Origin of the sequence: Amycolatopsis sp. lyj-23, assembly GCF_046549135.1 — a bacterium.
In the GTDB taxonomy this organism is placed as follows: domain Bacteria; phylum Actinomycetota; class Actinomycetes; order Mycobacteriales; family Pseudonocardiaceae; genus Amycolatopsis.
Genome location: NZ_JAJPWN010000003.1, coordinates 124,540 through 139,636, shown reverse-complemented (window position 1 = coordinate 139,636; position 15,097 = coordinate 124,540). Strand labels below are relative to the sequence as shown.

The following is a 15,097-nucleotide window of genomic DNA, read 5'->3' as shown; positions in this document are numbered from 1 at the left end:
TGCGTCGCTACGGCTGCGCAACCGCACTGCAACGCCCTGCAACCCTTCCGCTCCGCGCGATCGCGGAGTCTCCTGTTCTCCGGTCAGGAGAACGGGAGGTCAGGTGGGCGAAACGGTGGCGGGGATCGTTGCGAACCCCGCATCCGGGCGGGACATCCGCCGGCTGGTCGCGCAGGCGTCGGTGTTCCCCACCGCGGAAAAGGCGAACATGGTCCAGCGGCTGCTGGCCGCGTTCGCCGTGACCGGACTCGACCGCGCCCTCGTCTCGACCGATCTCGGCGGGATCTCCGCCGCGGTCCTGCGTGCCCTCGGCCGGGGCGGCTCCTGGCCGAAGGTCGACTTCTGCGAGGACGATCCCCTCACCGGCACGGCTGCCGACACGACGAACGCGGTGCGGCGGATGGTCGAGGCCGGCGCCGGTGTCATCGTCGTCCTCGGCGGGGACGGGACCGCCCGGGTCGCCGCCGCGGCCTGCGAAGACGTGCCGCTGCTCGCGCTCTCCACCGGCACCAACAACGCCTTCCCGCAGGTGCGGGAGGCGACCGTCGCCGGACTGGCCGCCGGGCTGATCGCCACCGGGCAGATCGATCCCGACCTCGTCACCCACCGCGTCAACGTGCTCGAAGTCGTCACGAAGGCACGCCGCGAGATCGCGCTCGTCGACGTCTGCGTGTCGCTGAGCAGGCATATCGGGGCGCGGGCGCTGTGGGATCCGTCCTCGCTCACCGAGCTCTACTGCACCTTAGCCGAACCGGACGGTATCGGCCTCTCGAGCGTTCCAGGGCAGCTCTGTCCCAGCCCCCGGTCGAGCCCGGACGGCGTCGCGCTGCAACTCGGCCCGGTCGGGGAGACGCCGTACGTCGTGCACGCGCCGATCGCGCCCGGGCTCGTGCGGCCGGTCGGCGTGCGCGGCTGGGGGTTGCTGCGGCCCGGCGTGCGCGTCGAACTCGCCGCGGCCGGCGGGGTCATCGCGCTCGACGGCGAGCGGGAACTCGAGCTGAAGACCGGGGAGAGCGCGTTCGTCGAGCTCAAGCCGGAAGGACCGTGGGTCGTCGACGTCCGGGCCGCGATGGCCGAGGCGGCACGGAAAGGGCTGTTGCGCACGGAAACCGATCTGGGGAAGGAGCGCCGGAGATGACGGACGCCCTCCGGGGTGCGTACCGCGTGATGCGGACCATCCGCGCCGTCGAAGAGCGAGTACGCGCGGCCGGCGACCACCCGTACGGCGGCGAGGAGGCCTTGGCCGCGGGCGTCTGCCTCCACCTCGACCGGCGCGACGCGATCGCCGGTGTCCACCGCCGGCACGGCGAGCGCATCGCCAAGGGCGCCGACGTCCGGGCCGTCCTCGCCGGGATCGGCGAACCGCGGCCGGCCGCGACGGACACGCTCGGCGGTGTCCCGCTGCTCATCTGCGGAGCCGCCGTCGCCGCGAAACAGCAGGAAACCGGCGGCGTCGGGGTGGCCTTCCTCGGCGACGGCCCGGGGACGACGCTGGAGGCGCTGAACCTCGCGTCGGCCTGGCACCTGCCCGCCATCTTCGTCACGGAGAACACCGGTTACGCCGATCGGGTGGCCGGGCTCGGCGTACCGGGGGTCGTCGTCGACGGATCCGACTTCTTCGCCGTGCACGAAGCAGCGGGAGAGGCGGTCGGCCGGGCCCGCCGCGGCGGTGGGCCGACGCTGATCGAAGCCGGCTTCCCGAGGCACGCCGACGACTGCCTGCAGCGGTTCCGCGCCCGCGTCACCGACACCGGTGAGCTGCGAGAACAGGTCCTCGACGCCATCGACGCCGAAGTCGCCGAGCTCATCGAAACCTCGGTCTCCGCGCCGAAACCCGCCGCCGGCGAGCCGGCGATCGACGTCTACGTCTCCTACTGAGCGGACGAACACCGGGACCGACCGCGACGTGCGCCACCTACCGATCATCCGGCCGAAACGGCAGACTCCGGGGAGGTACAGCACAAGGAGCGGCGTTGGGGCAGCGAGACCTCGAGGCGGCGTTGCCGGCGGGGGTGGATCCCCGGCGGCACGCCCGTGTCCTCGCGCAGGTGCACGAAGCGGCCCTGAACGGCCAGGCGCTGCCCAGCCGGCTGCGGCCGGTCATCGGCGCGTCCTGGCAACGCATGCGCCGCCTCGGCATGGACCCCGACAGCCGGGCCGCCGCGCCCGTCCTGACGTTCGAGCAGCTGGAAGCACGCCGCCGCGCCAGCGGGCTGGCCGAGGCGCTGCCGGTCCTGCGCGGCGGCCTGATCAGCCTCGCCGAGCAGGCCGCGCACATCATGGTGATCGCCGACGCCGGTGGCGCCGTCCTCTGGCGTGACGGCAGCGCCGCGGTCCGCCGCCGCGCCGACCGGCTCGGGTTCGTCGAAGGCGTCGACTGGCAGGAGGAGTCCGTCGGCACCAACGCGATCGGCACCGCGCTCGTCGCGCGCAGCCCGGTGCAGATCTACTCCGCCGAGCACTACGTCCGGGCCCAGCACTCCTGGACGTGCGCGGCCGCGCCGCTGCACGACCCGCGCGACGGCAGGCTGCTCGGCGTCGTCGACCTCTCCGGGCCGGCCTCGACCGTCCACGCGACGACGTTGGCGCTGGTCGACGCCGTGACGCGGCTCGCCGAGGCCCAGCTCCGCACCACCCACCTCGCCGAGCTGGAACGGCTTCGCGGCTTCGCCGTCCCGGTCCTCGCGAAGGTAAGCGAGCGGGCGATGGTCGTGGACGAACACGGCTGGGTCGCGGCGGCCGCCGGGCTCCCGCCGGTCGACCGGGTCGCGCTGCCCGCCGGGCTCGGACCCGGCCGGGTCTGGCTGCCGTCGTACGGCGGCTGCTCGGCCGAGCCCGTCCCCGGCGGCTGGCTGCTCCGGCTGACCGGGAACGAGGCCGCCCCGCCCACCCGCGTCGTGCTCGACGTCCGGTCGCCGCGCGAGCCCGAGCTCACCGTGGCCGGCGCGGCCGGGACCTGGACGCACCGGCTCAGCCCGCGCCACGCCGAGGTGCTGTACGTCCTGGCCAGCCACCGCGACGGCCGGTCGGCGTCGGAGCTCTCGGCCGACCTGTTCGGCGACGCCGGGCGCACGGTCACCGTCCGCGCCGAGATGTCCCGGCTGCGACGGCACTTCGGTGGCCTCCTCGGCGCCAAGCCGTACCGTTTCGCCGACGACGTCGAGGTGGTGGTCCGGCGGCCGCCGGACCCCGACGCCGTGCTCCCGCACTCGCTCGCCCCGGCCATCCGAGGCTGACGTCCCCGAAAGGCGCCGCCGGCCGGACTGTCTGATGTGGACGGTCCAAGCCCCCTGGTGTTCACCCGGTCAGGTGACGGACGGCTTGCCTGGAGGCCCGGACCTGATCAACGGTGTGCCCAGGACCACATCCGCCCAGATCACGTGCTGATGACAGCGGGCGGTGCCGGTGGCTGCGCACGCGGCGACTCGGCTACCTTCTGCGAGTACGGCTCACAGCGATGTTTCGGGGGCTCCGGGTGGCGATGCCCCGGATGGCAGGGGGAGGAATTCGGGGATGACCAGCACTGCGACGGCCCCGGGGCCGGCGGCGCCCGCGCCCGGACCCCCACCGTCGCCACCGGACGGCCGTGACCGCGCCGGGGGCCGCAGCGGCCTGCTGGGCCTGCTCGACCTGCCCGGACAGGGCGTCCGCGCGGTCATCCGGTCCGCCGCGACCACACCCGGCAGGCTCACCGTGATCGCCGTCGGGCTGGTGCTGCTTTCCCTGGTCTCCGGGCTGGCCGCCACGCTTTCGGTGCAGAGCCGCGACGACACGATCAGCGGCGTCATCGACCGCCGCGAGCCCCTCGCCGCCGCGGCGCAGCAGGTCTACCGCTCGCTCTCGGACGCCGACGCGACCGCCGCGAGCGCGTTCCTCTCCATCGGCACCGAGCCCCCCGAACTCCGCCAGCGCTACGAGCGCGACATCGCCGAAGCCGGCGCCGCGCTCGCCAAGGCCGCGTCCGACGCCTCGGACGTCGCCGGCGCGGCCGGCCCGGTCGACGTCCTCAACCAGTCGCTGCCCGTCTACACCGGGCTCGTCGAAACGGCACGGGCGAACAACCGGCTCGGCTACCCGGTCGGCGCGTCCTACCTGCGCGAGGCGTCCGAGCTGATGCGGGCGAAGATCCTCCCCGCCGCGCAGGACCTCTACCGCGTCGACACCGAGCGGCTGGTCGGGGAGCAGGACAGCGCCACCGGCTTCCCCTGGCTCGCCACGATCCTCGTGGTCGCCCTGCTGGCCGCGCTGATCGCGGCCCAGGTCTACCTGACCCGGCGCACCAACCGGCTGCTCAACGTCGGGCTCATCGTCGCGACGGCCGCCGTCGTCGTCTCGCTGCTGTGGGGCGCGGTCGCGCTGGTCGTGCAGGGCAGCCTGGTCGGCAGCGGCCAGGGCGACGGCTCGCACCGCGTCGACGTGCTGGTCCGGGCGCGGATCGCCGCGCTGCAGGCCCGCGCCGACGAGACGCTGACGCTGGTCGCCCGCGGCGACGGCGCGGCGTACGAGAAGGACTTCGGCACCAACGCCGCCCGGCTCGTCGGCCCGGACGGCCAGGGCGGCCTGCTCGGCGAAGCCCGCGGGCTGATCAAGGACGGCGCCGGCGTCGCGAAGGTCGCCGACGCGGAGAAGGCCGCGAAGGACTGGCTCAAGGCGCACAAGGAAGTCCGCGCCCAGGACGACGCCGGCCAGTACCAGGAGGCCGTCGACTTCGCCGTGCTCGAAGACAAGGCCGACGGCTCGGCGCCGGCGTTCCGGCAGCTCGACGACAGCCTCCAGGCCGCCATCGACGTCGGCAGGCAGGAGTTCCTCGACGACACCCACAACGGCGACCGCGCGCTGACGCTCCTCGCGCCCGGCCTCGCCGTGCTGGCCGTGGTGGCCGCCGCGGGTGCCGCCATGGGAATCCGGGAGCGACTGAGGGAGTACCGGTGAACAGGCGGGGCATCACGGTCCGGGCGGGTGTGCTGGCGGTCGTCGCGCTGCTGGCGGCGTCCTGCGGCAGCGCCGGGAAACCGGTCGACCCGGCCCCGGTCGGCGACGCGGCCTGGCCGCAGCCCGCGCACGTCGGCGGGCCGGACGCGACCGCGGGCGGTGGCAGCGACACCAGCTGCAACCCGCTGGCCAGCCTGGCGCCGGACAAGGGCACCGCGATCCCCAGCGGCTCGACCATGGCGAAGATCAAGGAACGCGGCAAGCTCATCGCCGGCGTCGACCAGACGACCTACCTGTTCGGCTTCCGCAACCCCACCTCCGGCAACCTCGAGGGCTTCGACATCGACCTCGTCAACGAGATCGCCCGCTCGATCTTCGGCTCGCCCGAAGGCCGCGTCCAGTTCCGCGCGATCACCTCGTCGCAGCGCCAGGACGTGCTGGTGCAGCACCAGGTCGACATCGTGGTCCGGACCTACAGCATCACCTGCGCGCGCAAGAAGGACGTCCAGTTCTCCTCCGTGTACTACGTCGCCGGCCAGCGGCTGCTGGTCACGAAGGAGTCGAAGGCGACGAAGCTGGCCGACCTGAGCGGCAAGAAGGTGTGCGCGGCGAAGAAGTCGACGTCGCTGGCGAAGATCGCGACGGACCCGGCGAAGCCGGTGGCGGTCTCGGTGGACAACTGGTCGGACTGCCTGGTGATGCTCCAGCAGGGCCAGGTCCAGGCGGTTTCGACCGACGACACCATCCTCGCCGGGATGGCCGCGCAGGACCCGACGCTGCAGGTGGTCGGCGACCAGTTCACGCAGGAGAACTACGGCATCGGCGTGCCGAAGGACAACGAAGACATGGTCAAGTTCGTCAACGCCGTGCTGGACCAGATCCGCACCAGCGGCTCCTGGCAGAACAGCTACCACCGCTGGGTGGAGCCGTCGCTGGGGCCGGCTTCGCCGCCGCAGCCGCAGTACCAGTGACCCGGTCGCGACTAGGATCGATTCCCGTACGTCGTCGGGGATCTGGGAGGTAGCAGTGTCGGAGGAGCCGCGCCGTCCTCGGCACGCCGCGCCGGACGACGAGCCGAAGCCGGTGGCCACGCCGAGCTGGCAGCCACCGCCACCGGTGCGGTGGGAGACGCCGGAGCCGTCGATCTCGGGCCGCCTCGACGACGGCGACCTCTCCGGTGGGCAGGCACCCCTGCGCCGGCCGCCGACGCCGCCGCGCGGGCAGCCGTCCGCGGCCCGCCCGCCGGTCGCCGGTGCCGAAGACCCGACCCGGCCGCCGGGCAGCATCACGCCCGTCGCGCCGCCGACGCAGGCCCTCCGCCCGGACCCCGGTGCGCCGCAGCCGACGAGCGTCCTCGCCTCGCCGGCCCCCGAGACGCAGAGCATCATGCCGCCGACCCCGCGGCCGGACACCGGCCCCGGCGACCCGCTGCCGGACCCGGGCACCGAAAGCGTCCTGCCCGAGCGCTCCAGCGAAGGGCGGCACCCGGGAACCGGCACCGGAACGGGGACCGGCAGCGGCTCGGACTCCCGGTCCGGCGCGTTCCCCGGCACTTCGCGGCGGACGTCGTCGCGCACGTCCCGGTCCCGGCGCGGCCGCCTCGGCGCCGGGCTGGTCGAGGTCCCGCCGGTGCCCGCGCGCGACCCCGCGTCCGCGGTGCTGACGAACCCGGTGGTGTCGGAGGAAAAGCGGTTCTGCGGCAGCTGCAACGCCAAGGTCGGCCGCGGCAAGGACGGCGAACCCGGTTCGCCGGAAGGGAAGTGCGAGAACTGCGGTGCGCCGTTCTCCTTCGTCCCGAAGCTGCAGCCGCACGAGCTCGTCGGCGGCCAGTACGAGGTGCTCGGCGCGATCGCCTACGGCGGTCTCGGTTGGATCTACCTGGCGCAGGACCACAACGTCAGCGACCGCTGGGTCGTCCTCAAAGGACTGATCGACACCGGGGACGCGACGGCGATGGCGGCCGCCGCCAACGAACAGCGGTTCCTCGCCGAGGTCGAGCACCCGAACATCGTCAAGATCCACAACTTCGTCCAGCACCCGGACGCGCACAGCGGCACGACCACCGGCTACATCGTCATGGAGTACGTCGGCGGCCAGTCGCTGCGGCAGCTCGCGCTGGCGCACCACCGGGAAAGCCGCCGCCCGGAGCCACTGCCGATCGGCCAGGTCATCGCCTACGGGCTGGAGATCCTGCCCGCGCTCGGCTACCTGCACAGCCAGGGCCTGCTCTACTGCGACCTCAAGCCGGACAACGTCATCCAGACCAACGAGCAGCTGAAGCTGATCGACCTCGGCGCGGTCCGCCGCACCGACGACTACGAGAGCCCGCTGTTCTTCACCACCGGCTACAGCGCACCGGAACTGCCGACGCAGGGCGCGTCGGTGGCGTCGGACCTGTTCACCGTGGGCCGCACGTTGGCCGTGCTCAGCTTCGAGTTCACCGGCTACACCACCAAGTTCAAGACCACCCTGCCCGGCCCCGACACGGTCCCGCTGTTCGCGCTCTTCGGTTCGTACTACCGGTTCCTGCGCCGCGCGACGCACGCGGACCCCGACCGCCGGTTCCTCTCCGCCGAGGAGATGGCCGACCAGCTCACCGGCGTGCTGCGCGAAATCATGGCGCTCGGCACCGGCAAGCCGCGGCCCGGCGCGTCCACCGTGTTCGGCCCGGAGAGCCGCACGTTCGGCGTCCAGCTGGTGGTGCCCGAAGCCGGCGCGAGCGTGCCGCTGCCCGGCGCGGACGAGGTCGTCGCCGGCCTGCCGATCCCGCAGGTCGACACGGACGACCCGGCGGCGGGCGTGCTCGCCACCACGACCGCGCTCGACCCCCGGGCCGCCATCGAGGCGCTGGCCGGCGCACCGCGGGAGTCGATCGAGGTCCGGCTGCGGATCGTCCGGGCCCGGATCGAGCTGGGCGAGTTCGCGGAAGCTCAGCGGCAGCTGCAGGCGGCGCAGTACCTCGCGATCAAGAACGGCTACCCGCACGACTGGCGGATCGACTGGTACCGCGGCCTGATCGAACTCGCGGGCGGCCGTTCGCGGGTGGCGCACGTCGCCTTCGAAGCGGTGTACGACGACCTGCCGGGCGAAATCGCCCCGAAGCTCGCGCTGGGCATCAGCGCCGAAGGCGTCGGCGACTACTTCGCCGCCGCGCGGTTCTACGAGCTGGTCTGGCGCACCGACCGCAACTACGTCAGCGCCGCGTTCGGCCTCGCCCGCGTGTACCTGGCGCAGGGCGCGCGGTCGAGCGCGGTCGAGGTGCTCGAAACCGTGCCGCCGTCCTCGACGCACTACGTGGACGCGCAGGTCGCCGCCATCAAGATCAAGACGACGGTCACCAAGGCCAACGGCCGTGAGACGCCGGTCACCGAACACGACCTGCTCGACGCGTCGGCCCGGCTGGAGCGGCTCCGGCTCGACGTCGAACGCCAGACGCGCCTGTCCGCGGGCGTGCTCGAAGCCGCGCACGAGTGGCTCAAGGAAGGCAAGCCGACGCCGGGTGCGCGCGTGCTCGGGTGCTCGCTCGAGGAACGCGAACTGCGGTTCGGCCTCGAGCGCTGCTACCGGGCCCTGGCGCGGCTGGCGGGCACGCTCGAGCAGCGCATCGAGCTGGTCGACCGGGCCAACGCCATCCGCCCCCGCACCCTCACCTGAGCCCGAAAGCGGGCACTTTCACGTGAAAGTGCCCGCTTCGGCGGTGCTCAGGGGTTGATCTCCCAGTCGCGTTCGCTGCGCTCGCGCTGGTTCTTCTCGTGCTGCGCGGCCAGCTTCTCCAGCGCCTGCGGGTCGCCGTGCGTGCTGAAGTGCTCGAAACCGACGACGACGAACAACGCCCGCGCGCTGACCGCGATCGGGCCGTCTTCGGCGTCGAGGCGCCCGTCCGCGCTGACGTAGATCTTGCGGCCCGCGACGCCGTTCAGCCGGGCCTCGATGAACAGCGTCGAACCGACCGGCACCGGACGGCGGAAGTCCGTTTCGAGCTTGCCGGTCACCGCCGGGCGGCGCATGAGGTTGCCGACCGTCGAACCCAGCGCCTCGTCGAACCCGCAGGCCAGCAGTCCGCCGTGGGCGAGCCCGGGCGCGCCCTGGTGGGCCGCGGTGACGGTGAACCGCGAGTGCACGACCTGGCCCTCGCCGACGGTCGAACGCAGGTGCAGCCCGGCGTCGGCCTCGTCGCCGCAGCCGAAGCACTCCGCGAAGTGCACGCCGAGCTCGGTGCCCGGCGCCGGCGCCTTCGGGTGCGGGACCGCGGGCTCCACCGCCACCGGCGGCCAGGGCTGAGAAACACGACTCATGCGCTGACGTTAACCGGCCGGTAGGCGGCGGCCGCGCGCGACCCGGGACGTCGGCGGGCCACCCACGTCGCTCGGTAGCCGGAAAGTTCCCCACCGTAGCCGATTCCCGGCTCAGGCTGCCGACCTGCGACGACCGGTCAACACTGGGCTGATGAGCTCGAACGGCCCAATGGGCACTGCACGGAGGAGGTCGTCGCCGGCATGAGCGAAGCAGCTACGACGGGCAAGCCGTCAGCGGACGAGAGAACCGTCAAGCGCGCTGTGTGGGCGTCGGCCATGGGAAACGCCACCGAGTGGTACGACTACGGCGTCTTCACCTCGGGCGCGATCGCCGCCAGCATCGGCTCGCTGTTCTTCCCCGGTGAGGGCAACGCGGTCCTGAAGTCGCTGGCGCTGCTCGCGGTCGGGTTCATCGTCCGGCCGTTCGGCGGGGCGTTCTTCGGTCCGCTCGGCGACAAGCTCGGCCGCAAGCGCGTCCTCGCCATCACCATCCTGCTGATGTCCGGCTGCACCTTCCTGGTCGGCGTCCTGCCGACGTACTCCGGCAGCTACAGCATGGGCATCGCGGCGCCGATCGCGATCCTGCTGCTGCGGATCATCCAGGGCTTCTCCACCGGCGGCGAGTACGGCGGCGCGGCGACGTTCATCGCCGAGTACTCCCCGACGAAGCGCCGCGGCTTCTTCGGCAGCTTCCTCGAACTCGGCACGCTCGCCGGCTACGTGCTCGGCAACCTCGTGGTGCTGTCGGTGACGCTGTCCCTGTCGCCCGAGCAGGTCGGCGCCTGGGGCTGGCGGATCCCGTTCTTCGTCGCGCTGCCGCTCGGCCTGATCGGGTTGTACCTGCGGAACAAGCTCGAGGACACCCCCGAGTTCCGCCGGATGGAAGCCGCGGGCGAAGCGCCGAAGAAGGCGCCGCTCAAGGAGATCTTCGTCCGCAACTGGCGGATGATCCTCAACCTGATCGGCATCGTGCTGCTGCTGAACGTCGCGGACTACCTGCTGCTGACCACGATGCCGACGTACTTCACCGACACGTTGAAGATCAACGACAACACCTCGACGCTGATCATCATCGCGGTCGAGGTCATCCAGATGGCGATCATCGTCCCGCTCGGCGCGCTGTCCGACCGGATCGGCCGGAAACCGCTGCTGCTCACCGCGGCCATCGGGTTCCTGGTGCTGAGCTGGCCCTGCCTGAAACTGATGCAGTCCGGCAGCATCCTGTGGCTGTTCGTCGGGTTCCTGATCGTGGCGATCCTCTTGGTCTTCATGCTCGCGGTGATCGGCTCGACGTTCCCGGCGATGTTCCCGACGCGGGTGCGCTACGGCTCGTTCGCGATCGGCTACAACATCTCGACGTCGCTGTTCGGCGGAACCTGCGGGGTCATCGTGACGGCGTTGATCAAGAGCACCGGCAACGAGGACTGGCCGGCGTACTACCTGATGGCGGCGGCGCTGATCGCGATCCTGCCCATCATCAAGATCCCGGAGACGTCGCAGGTGCCGATGGAGCAGATCGACACCGAGGACAACACCGGCCGGCTGGCCTCCGCAACCGCACCGCGCTGAGCCGGGTGGTTCCCGGAAAGCCGGGTGCCCCGTCCGGACCACCGGACGGGGCACCCGTGCGTCCACGGCTAGCGGGTGGAAGTCGCCCTCGGCTCGTCCGGCCGGCTCGCGGCCGGGATCGAGGTGGGCGTGGTCATCGGCGTCGAGCGGGAGGTCTCCCGGGGACCCGCCGACGGCAGCTGGGGAGCCGACGTCCGCGGGGGGCGTGACCGGGACTGGTCCGGCTCGGCCGACGGTCGCGCCGGGGCGATCGACGTCGCCGGCACCGGCAGCTGGGTGGGGGAGGGGGGCGTGGTGCCGATCGTGGACAGCCCCGGCCCGGCCGGCTGCACCGGTTCCGGCGGCCCGGCCCGGTGGCCGGCCAGGAAACCGGCCACCGCCAGGACGACCGCCGTCGCGGTCGACGTGCCCGCGACAGCGAAGCGCTTGCGTCGTCGCCGGACCCGGCCGCCGCGCTCGATCACGTCGGCAGCTGCCAGCCGCATCGGCGGCTGCGGGCCGCCGGCCGCGCCGGTCAGGAACGCGCGGACGTCGTCTTCGGGGTCCATGTTCGTCACCTCCTCTCCTCGGACGCGCTGAAGGTCAGCGCACCGTGGTGCGGGCCGAGCCGCTTGCGCAGCGTGGCCAGGCCGCGGGAGGCCTGGCTCTTCACCGTGCCGGTGCTGCAGCCGAGGGCCCGCGCCGTGTCCTCGACGCTCAGGTCCTCGAAGTACCGCAGCACCAGCACGGCGCGCTGCTTCGGCGCCAGTACGGCCAGTGCTTGCCGGACCAGGGCGTCCTGGTCGCTCGCGGCGGGCTCCGCCGGGAGCTCCGGCGGAGCGTCGGTGAGCCGCTCCCGTTTCCACCTGCTGCGCCGGTGCTCGGCGAGGAACGTGCGCAGGACGACCTTGCGCGCGTAGGCGTCCAGCGCGTCGTGCCGCGACAGCCTCGGCCAGGCGAGGTAGAGCTTGAGCAGCGCGGCCTGCGTGAGGTCCTCGGCCTGGTGCCAGTCCCCGCAGAGCAGGAAGGCGGTCGAGCGCAGGCTGTGCGCGCGCTCGCCGAAGTACCGGGCGAACTCGCCGTCCCACGGCGAGCCCGGCCCGGTCGACGGACGGGAGCGGGAGATCACCTGGTTACCGGGTCTCCCACACGGCAGGCAGGTGCAGGTCACCGGTCGGCCCGGCCGGGACGGCGCGGGGGACGCGCGGGGCCTGCCCGGTGCGCGGCGCGGTCGTCTCGCGCGGCGCGGGGGTCGCGGACGGCCGCGCCGGCCGGCTGGTGGCCGGGACCGGCGCCACGGTCGGCTCGCCGGGCCGGGTGGCCTGGGTCGGGCTGGGGGCGGCCGGCGCCTGCGCCTCCGAAGCCAGCGCGATGCCACCGGTCAGGGCGCCACCGGCGAGCACGAGCGCGCCGAGGGTCAGGGCGATGCGGATACGCAAGACAGCTCCTCATTCTCGCGGGCGCGGCCGTGATCGCCGCGCCTCTGCCCGTACTCATGCGGCGGGTGATCACCGGGGTTGCACCGGATTTCGCGGGCTCCCCGGAAAGCACGAACGGCCGGGAAGCCCGCGGTGGGCTTCCCGGCCGCCCGGTGTTCGGTGCTGGTCAGCCGGCGAGCGCCGACAGCTTCTGCCAGCTCGCCCAGTCGTAGGTCCAGTCGCTGTAGTCGCCGTCCTTCGCGCTCAGCGTCTGCGTGCTGCCGGTGATCTCGACCGGGTCGCCGGTGAGCACGCCGTCGTAGTACTCCTTGGCGCGGGCGGGCGAGAGGTTCAGGCAGCCGTGCGAGATGTTCTTCTTGCCCTGCGCCCAGACGGACGCGGCCAGGCCGTGGATGAACTCGCCGTTGTTGGAGATCCGGACCGCCCACGGCACCACGACGTTCTCGTAGTGGTACTTCGGGTTGCTCATCGCGTAGGTGGCCTGCTTGCCCATGACGACGTGCACGCCGCTGTGGGTGACGCGGCCCGGGTCCGAGTCGAGGCCGTAGCTCACCGGGTAGTCCGCGATCTGCTGGCCGTCGCGGATCACCTGCATGGTGTGCTCGGTGGTGTTGCCCTTGACGATCTGCGAGCGGCCGATGGCGAAGCTGGCCGAGACGTCCTGCTTGCCGTACACGCCGTCGCCGATCTTGACGCCGTAGATCTTGGCGTTCACCTTCACCTGCGTGTTGGGCTTGAAGTACTCCTTCGGCCGCCAGTGCACGCTGGTGTCGCCGTCCAGCCAGGCCCACGAGCCCTCGGTCTTCGGCGTGGTCTCGACCGACAGCGCCTTCTCGACGGAGGCCTTGTCCGTGACGCGGCTCGGGAAGCTCAGCGCGATCGGCATCGCGATGCCGTACGTCTGGCCGTCACCGACGTTGAGGCTGGCCGACATCTGGCGCCGCGGCTTGACGGTGGTGAACGAGCCGCCGACGGCGACGTTCTTGCCGTCGGCGCCCTGCACCTGGCCGGACCAGGTGTAGGTCTTGCCGTAGCCGAGCTGCTCGGTGGTGTTCCAGCTCTTCTTGTCCGCCGACGTCTGCCCCTGGACCTGCTTGCCGTCCGGGTTGGTCAGCGTGACCGACATGATCGTGCCGTCGGCGACCTGGACCCCGACCGGCTCGCCGGGCGCGACGTCCTGGGCACCACCCGCCGGCGTCACCGTCAGCTTCGCGGGCTGCGCGGTCGGTGCGGGCGAGCTGGTCGGGCCCCCGCCGGACGAACCGCTCGCCGAGACCGTCGGTTCGCTGCTGCACGCCCCCAGTGTCAGCACGGCGACCAAGCCCAGTGCCACCGCAGCGCCCCGGCGCCGCGTGGAGATCCTCACCGTCACACCCATACCCCTTTGCCCCTTTTGGTGCCTCACTCTTCGAGACGCCCCGCGGGCCGAGTACGTTGAGCAACCTTGACGTGACGAGCGTCACAATAGTGAGCCGAAGCTTTCACGGAGGGGGCACGGCCGACTCCGAGCCGTATCCGGTGATCACGGTACTGCTGTGCTGCGCCGGACTGGCCGCCGGCGGTGCCGGAACGGGCTGCGAGCGCTGCGACGTTCCGGTGACCTTGGTGCGCAGAGCGGGTTTTCGCCTCGATCACGGGGTTCAACTTTGGCCAGATCCCGGTAGTCTGCTCTCAGGCCGTCGTTTTGCGTGTTAGTGGCTTCACACTCGCGGAACTTCTGACGCGAGCCATGGAGCCGACCCGCTCTTGACTCGACTCGTTGGAACCGCCCGGGACGGTCGGGGTGCCGCTTCGGTGGCATTCGAAGCGGATCTGTGTAACGAGGAGTACAGCGGTGGCGCAAGGCACTGTGAAGTGGTTCAACGCGGAGAAGGGCTTCGGCTTCATCGCGCAGGACGGCGGCGAAGGCGACGTGTTCGTGCACTACTCGGAGATCGAGGGCCGCGGTTTCCGCACCCTCGAGGAGAACCAGCGAGTGGAATTCGAGGTCGGCCAGGGCCAGAAGGGTCCGCAGGCCCAGAAGGTCCGCGCGATCTGAAACTGAGGCTGAAGAAGCCTCGCAGGCCCTTTTGCGCGTCTTAAGGCCTGAGTGAAGGGCCCCCGGCGATCTCGCCGGGGGCCCTTTCTCGTCGGGTCTGGGTGGCGCGCTCCGCCTCGGCGGGGCGCTGCGGCTCAGCGGCGCGCGACGGCCGGCGCGTCGAAGGCGTCGGCGGCGAAGTGGAACTCGTCGGTGAGGTCGCTGAGTTCGGCGGCGCCGGCCTGCTGGCGCTGGTCCTGCGCGGAGGAGGCCTGGCCCTCCCAGTTGAGCCGCTCGAGGATCCATTCCTGGGCGAGGGCCTGGGGGGAGATCTGCCGATCGGCGGCGATGTCCTTGAGCTGCTGGCTGGCGACGAGGCTCATCCGCAGCTGGTAGACCTGCGCTTCGCCGAACCGCTTGCCGGACCCGGTGCTTTCGAGGTCGTTCTCCGGAGCCAGCGCGGCGAGGTAGGACGTGAGCTCAGTGTCCTCGACAACACCGTCGCCCGCGGGCTTCGCGGCACCACGATGACGCCCGGAAGACGCGACGGCTTTCAGGTTCGTGCGGCTGCTCAAGCGGCCAAGGGAGGGAAGAGGCACGAACGCCACGATAACGTTTGCATCTCGCCACACAAACCACTGTGAGCTACAACACGCCCCCAATCTCCCCCAATAAGCCCAACCCCCACCCATCCAGCCCAACCCCCCACAACAGAAAGCAACCCCCCGCTAACCCCCCGAGTCGATCACGGCCCCAACAACCCGCCCCACGCGAAAAGCCCGCGCCGACAGCAAGGAGACCGCAAGGCGAAGCCGACCCGGATCCCACCCAGGCAGCGCCCCGATCTCAACGCAACGGAGGCGCGA

The 15,097-nt window shown here is 72.0% G+C and carries 14 protein-coding genes; 8 read left to right on the top strand and 6 right to left on the bottom strand.

Annotation, left to right across the window (positions count from 1 at the left end; translation table 11 throughout):
- Window positions 1–103: 103 nt before the first annotated feature.
- The 6 genes from ACLJPY_RS06690 (at window position 104) to ACLJPY_RS06665 (ending at window position 8,586) form a co-directional block, all read left to right on the top strand.
- Complete coding sequence (locus ACLJPY_RS06690; protein ID WP_410587143.1) at window positions 104–1,138, top strand: ATP-NAD kinase family protein; 1,035 nt, start codon at window positions 104–106, stop codon at window positions 1,136–1,138.
- A complete protein-coding gene (locus ACLJPY_RS06685; protein ID WP_410587142.1) occupies window positions 1,135–1,878 on the top strand; it encodes a thiamine pyrophosphate-dependent enzyme in 744 nt (247 codons plus the stop codon). Before ACLJPY_RS06690 ends, ACLJPY_RS06685 begins: the two co-directional genes overlap by 4 nt.
- A 95-nt stretch (window positions 1,879–1,973) precedes the next feature.
- Window positions 1,974–3,236 (top strand): GAF domain-containing protein, encoded by a 1,263-nt coding sequence (locus ACLJPY_RS06680; RefSeq protein ID WP_410587141.1) that lies wholly within the window; start codon window positions 1,974–1,976, stop codon window positions 3,234–3,236.
- A gap of 277 nt (window positions 3,237–3,513) precedes the next feature.
- A complete protein-coding gene (locus tag ACLJPY_RS06675) occupies window positions 3,514–4,932 on the top strand; it encodes a hypothetical protein (protein WP_410587140.1) in 1,419 nt (472 codons plus the stop codon).
- Complete coding sequence (locus ACLJPY_RS06670) at window positions 4,929–5,903, top strand: glutamate ABC transporter substrate-binding protein (protein ID WP_410587139.1); 975 nt, start codon at window positions 4,929–4,931, stop codon at window positions 5,901–5,903. Before ACLJPY_RS06675 ends, ACLJPY_RS06670 begins: the two co-directional genes overlap by 4 nt.
- Window positions 5,904–5,958: 55 nt before the next feature.
- Complete coding sequence (locus tag ACLJPY_RS06665) at window positions 5,959–8,586, top strand: tetratricopeptide repeat protein (RefSeq protein WP_410587138.1); 2,628 nt, start codon at window positions 5,959–5,961, stop codon at window positions 8,584–8,586.
- Between the two features lie 47 nt (window positions 8,587–8,633).
- Here the strand turns inward: ACLJPY_RS06665 and ACLJPY_RS06660 are convergent, their stop codons facing one another.
- The gene (locus tag ACLJPY_RS06660; protein WP_410587137.1) at window positions 8,634–9,227 is read right to left on the bottom strand and encodes a PaaI family thioesterase; all 594 of its coding nucleotides are present in this window, start codon (window positions 9,225–9,227) and stop codon (window positions 8,634–8,636) included.
- Between the two features lie 201 nt (window positions 9,228–9,428).
- On the opposite strand from ACLJPY_RS06660, the gene ACLJPY_RS06655 reads away from it, so the two are divergent.
- On the top strand, window positions 9,429–10,796 hold the full coding sequence (locus ACLJPY_RS06655) for an MFS transporter (RefSeq protein WP_410587136.1): 1,368 nt from the start codon (window positions 9,429–9,431) through the stop codon (window positions 10,794–10,796).
- Between the two features lie 68 nt (window positions 10,797–10,864).
- Here the strand turns inward: ACLJPY_RS06655 and ACLJPY_RS06650 are convergent, their stop codons facing one another.
- The 4 genes from ACLJPY_RS06650 to ACLJPY_RS06635 form a co-directional block, all read right to left on the bottom strand.
- Window positions 10,865–11,344 carry a hypothetical protein gene (locus ACLJPY_RS06650; RefSeq protein WP_410587606.1) on the bottom strand — a complete coding sequence of 160 codons (480 nt, stop codon included), beginning with the start codon at window positions 11,342–11,344 and terminating at the stop codon, window positions 10,865–10,867.
- 5 nt (window positions 11,345–11,349) lie between these two features.
- Entirely contained in the window at window positions 11,350–11,904 is a 555-nt protein-coding gene (locus tag ACLJPY_RS06645) for a SigE family RNA polymerase sigma factor (RefSeq protein WP_410587135.1), read from the bottom strand.
- Window positions 11,905–11,908: 4 nt separating this feature from the next.
- On the bottom strand, window positions 11,909–12,214 hold the full coding sequence (locus tag ACLJPY_RS06640) for a hypothetical protein (RefSeq protein WP_410587134.1): 306 nt from the start codon (window positions 12,212–12,214) through the stop codon (window positions 11,909–11,911).
- A gap of 166 nt (window positions 12,215–12,380) precedes the next feature.
- Window positions 12,381–13,592 (bottom strand): L,D-transpeptidase, encoded by a 1,212-nt coding sequence (locus ACLJPY_RS06635; protein ID WP_410587133.1) that lies wholly within the window; start codon window positions 13,590–13,592, stop codon window positions 12,381–12,383.
- 456 nt (window positions 13,593–14,048) lie between these two features.
- Between ACLJPY_RS06635 and ACLJPY_RS06630 the strand changes: the two genes are divergently transcribed.
- Window positions 14,049–14,252 carry a cold-shock protein gene (locus ACLJPY_RS06630; protein ID WP_003097368.1) on the top strand — a complete coding sequence of 68 codons (204 nt, stop codon included), beginning with the start codon at window positions 14,049–14,051 and terminating at the stop codon, window positions 14,250–14,252.
- Between the two features lie 134 nt (window positions 14,253–14,386).
- Here ACLJPY_RS06630 and ACLJPY_RS06625 read toward each other — a convergent pair whose 3' ends face one another.
- On the bottom strand, window positions 14,387–14,830 hold the full coding sequence (locus ACLJPY_RS06625) for a hypothetical protein (protein WP_410587132.1): 444 nt from the start codon (window positions 14,828–14,830) through the stop codon (window positions 14,387–14,389).
- Window positions 14,831–15,097: the final 267 nt, after the last annotated feature.

Coding starts and splice junctions, on each gene's coding strand:
- ACLJPY_RS06685 (WP_410587142.1), top strand. CDS start 1,135: ATGACGGACGCCCTCCGGGGTGCGTACCGCGTGATGCGGACCATCCGC.
- ACLJPY_RS06675 (WP_410587140.1), top strand. CDS start 3,514: ATGACCAGCACTGCGACGGCCCCGGGGCCGGCGGCGCCCGCGCCCGGA.
- ACLJPY_RS06660 (WP_410587137.1), bottom strand. CDS start 9,227: ATGAGTCGTGTTTCTCAGCCCTGGCCGCCGGTGGCGGTGGAGCCCGCG.
- ACLJPY_RS06655 (WP_410587136.1), top strand. CDS start 9,429: ATGAGCGAAGCAGCTACGACGGGCAAGCCGTCAGCGGACGAGAGAACC.
- ACLJPY_RS06650 (WP_410587606.1), bottom strand. CDS start 11,344: ATGGACCCCGAAGACGACGTCCGCGCGTTCCTGACCGGCGCGGCCGGC.
- ACLJPY_RS06635 (WP_410587133.1), bottom strand. CDS start 13,592: ATGGGTGTGACGGTGAGGATCTCCACGCGGCGCCGGGGCGCTGCGGTG.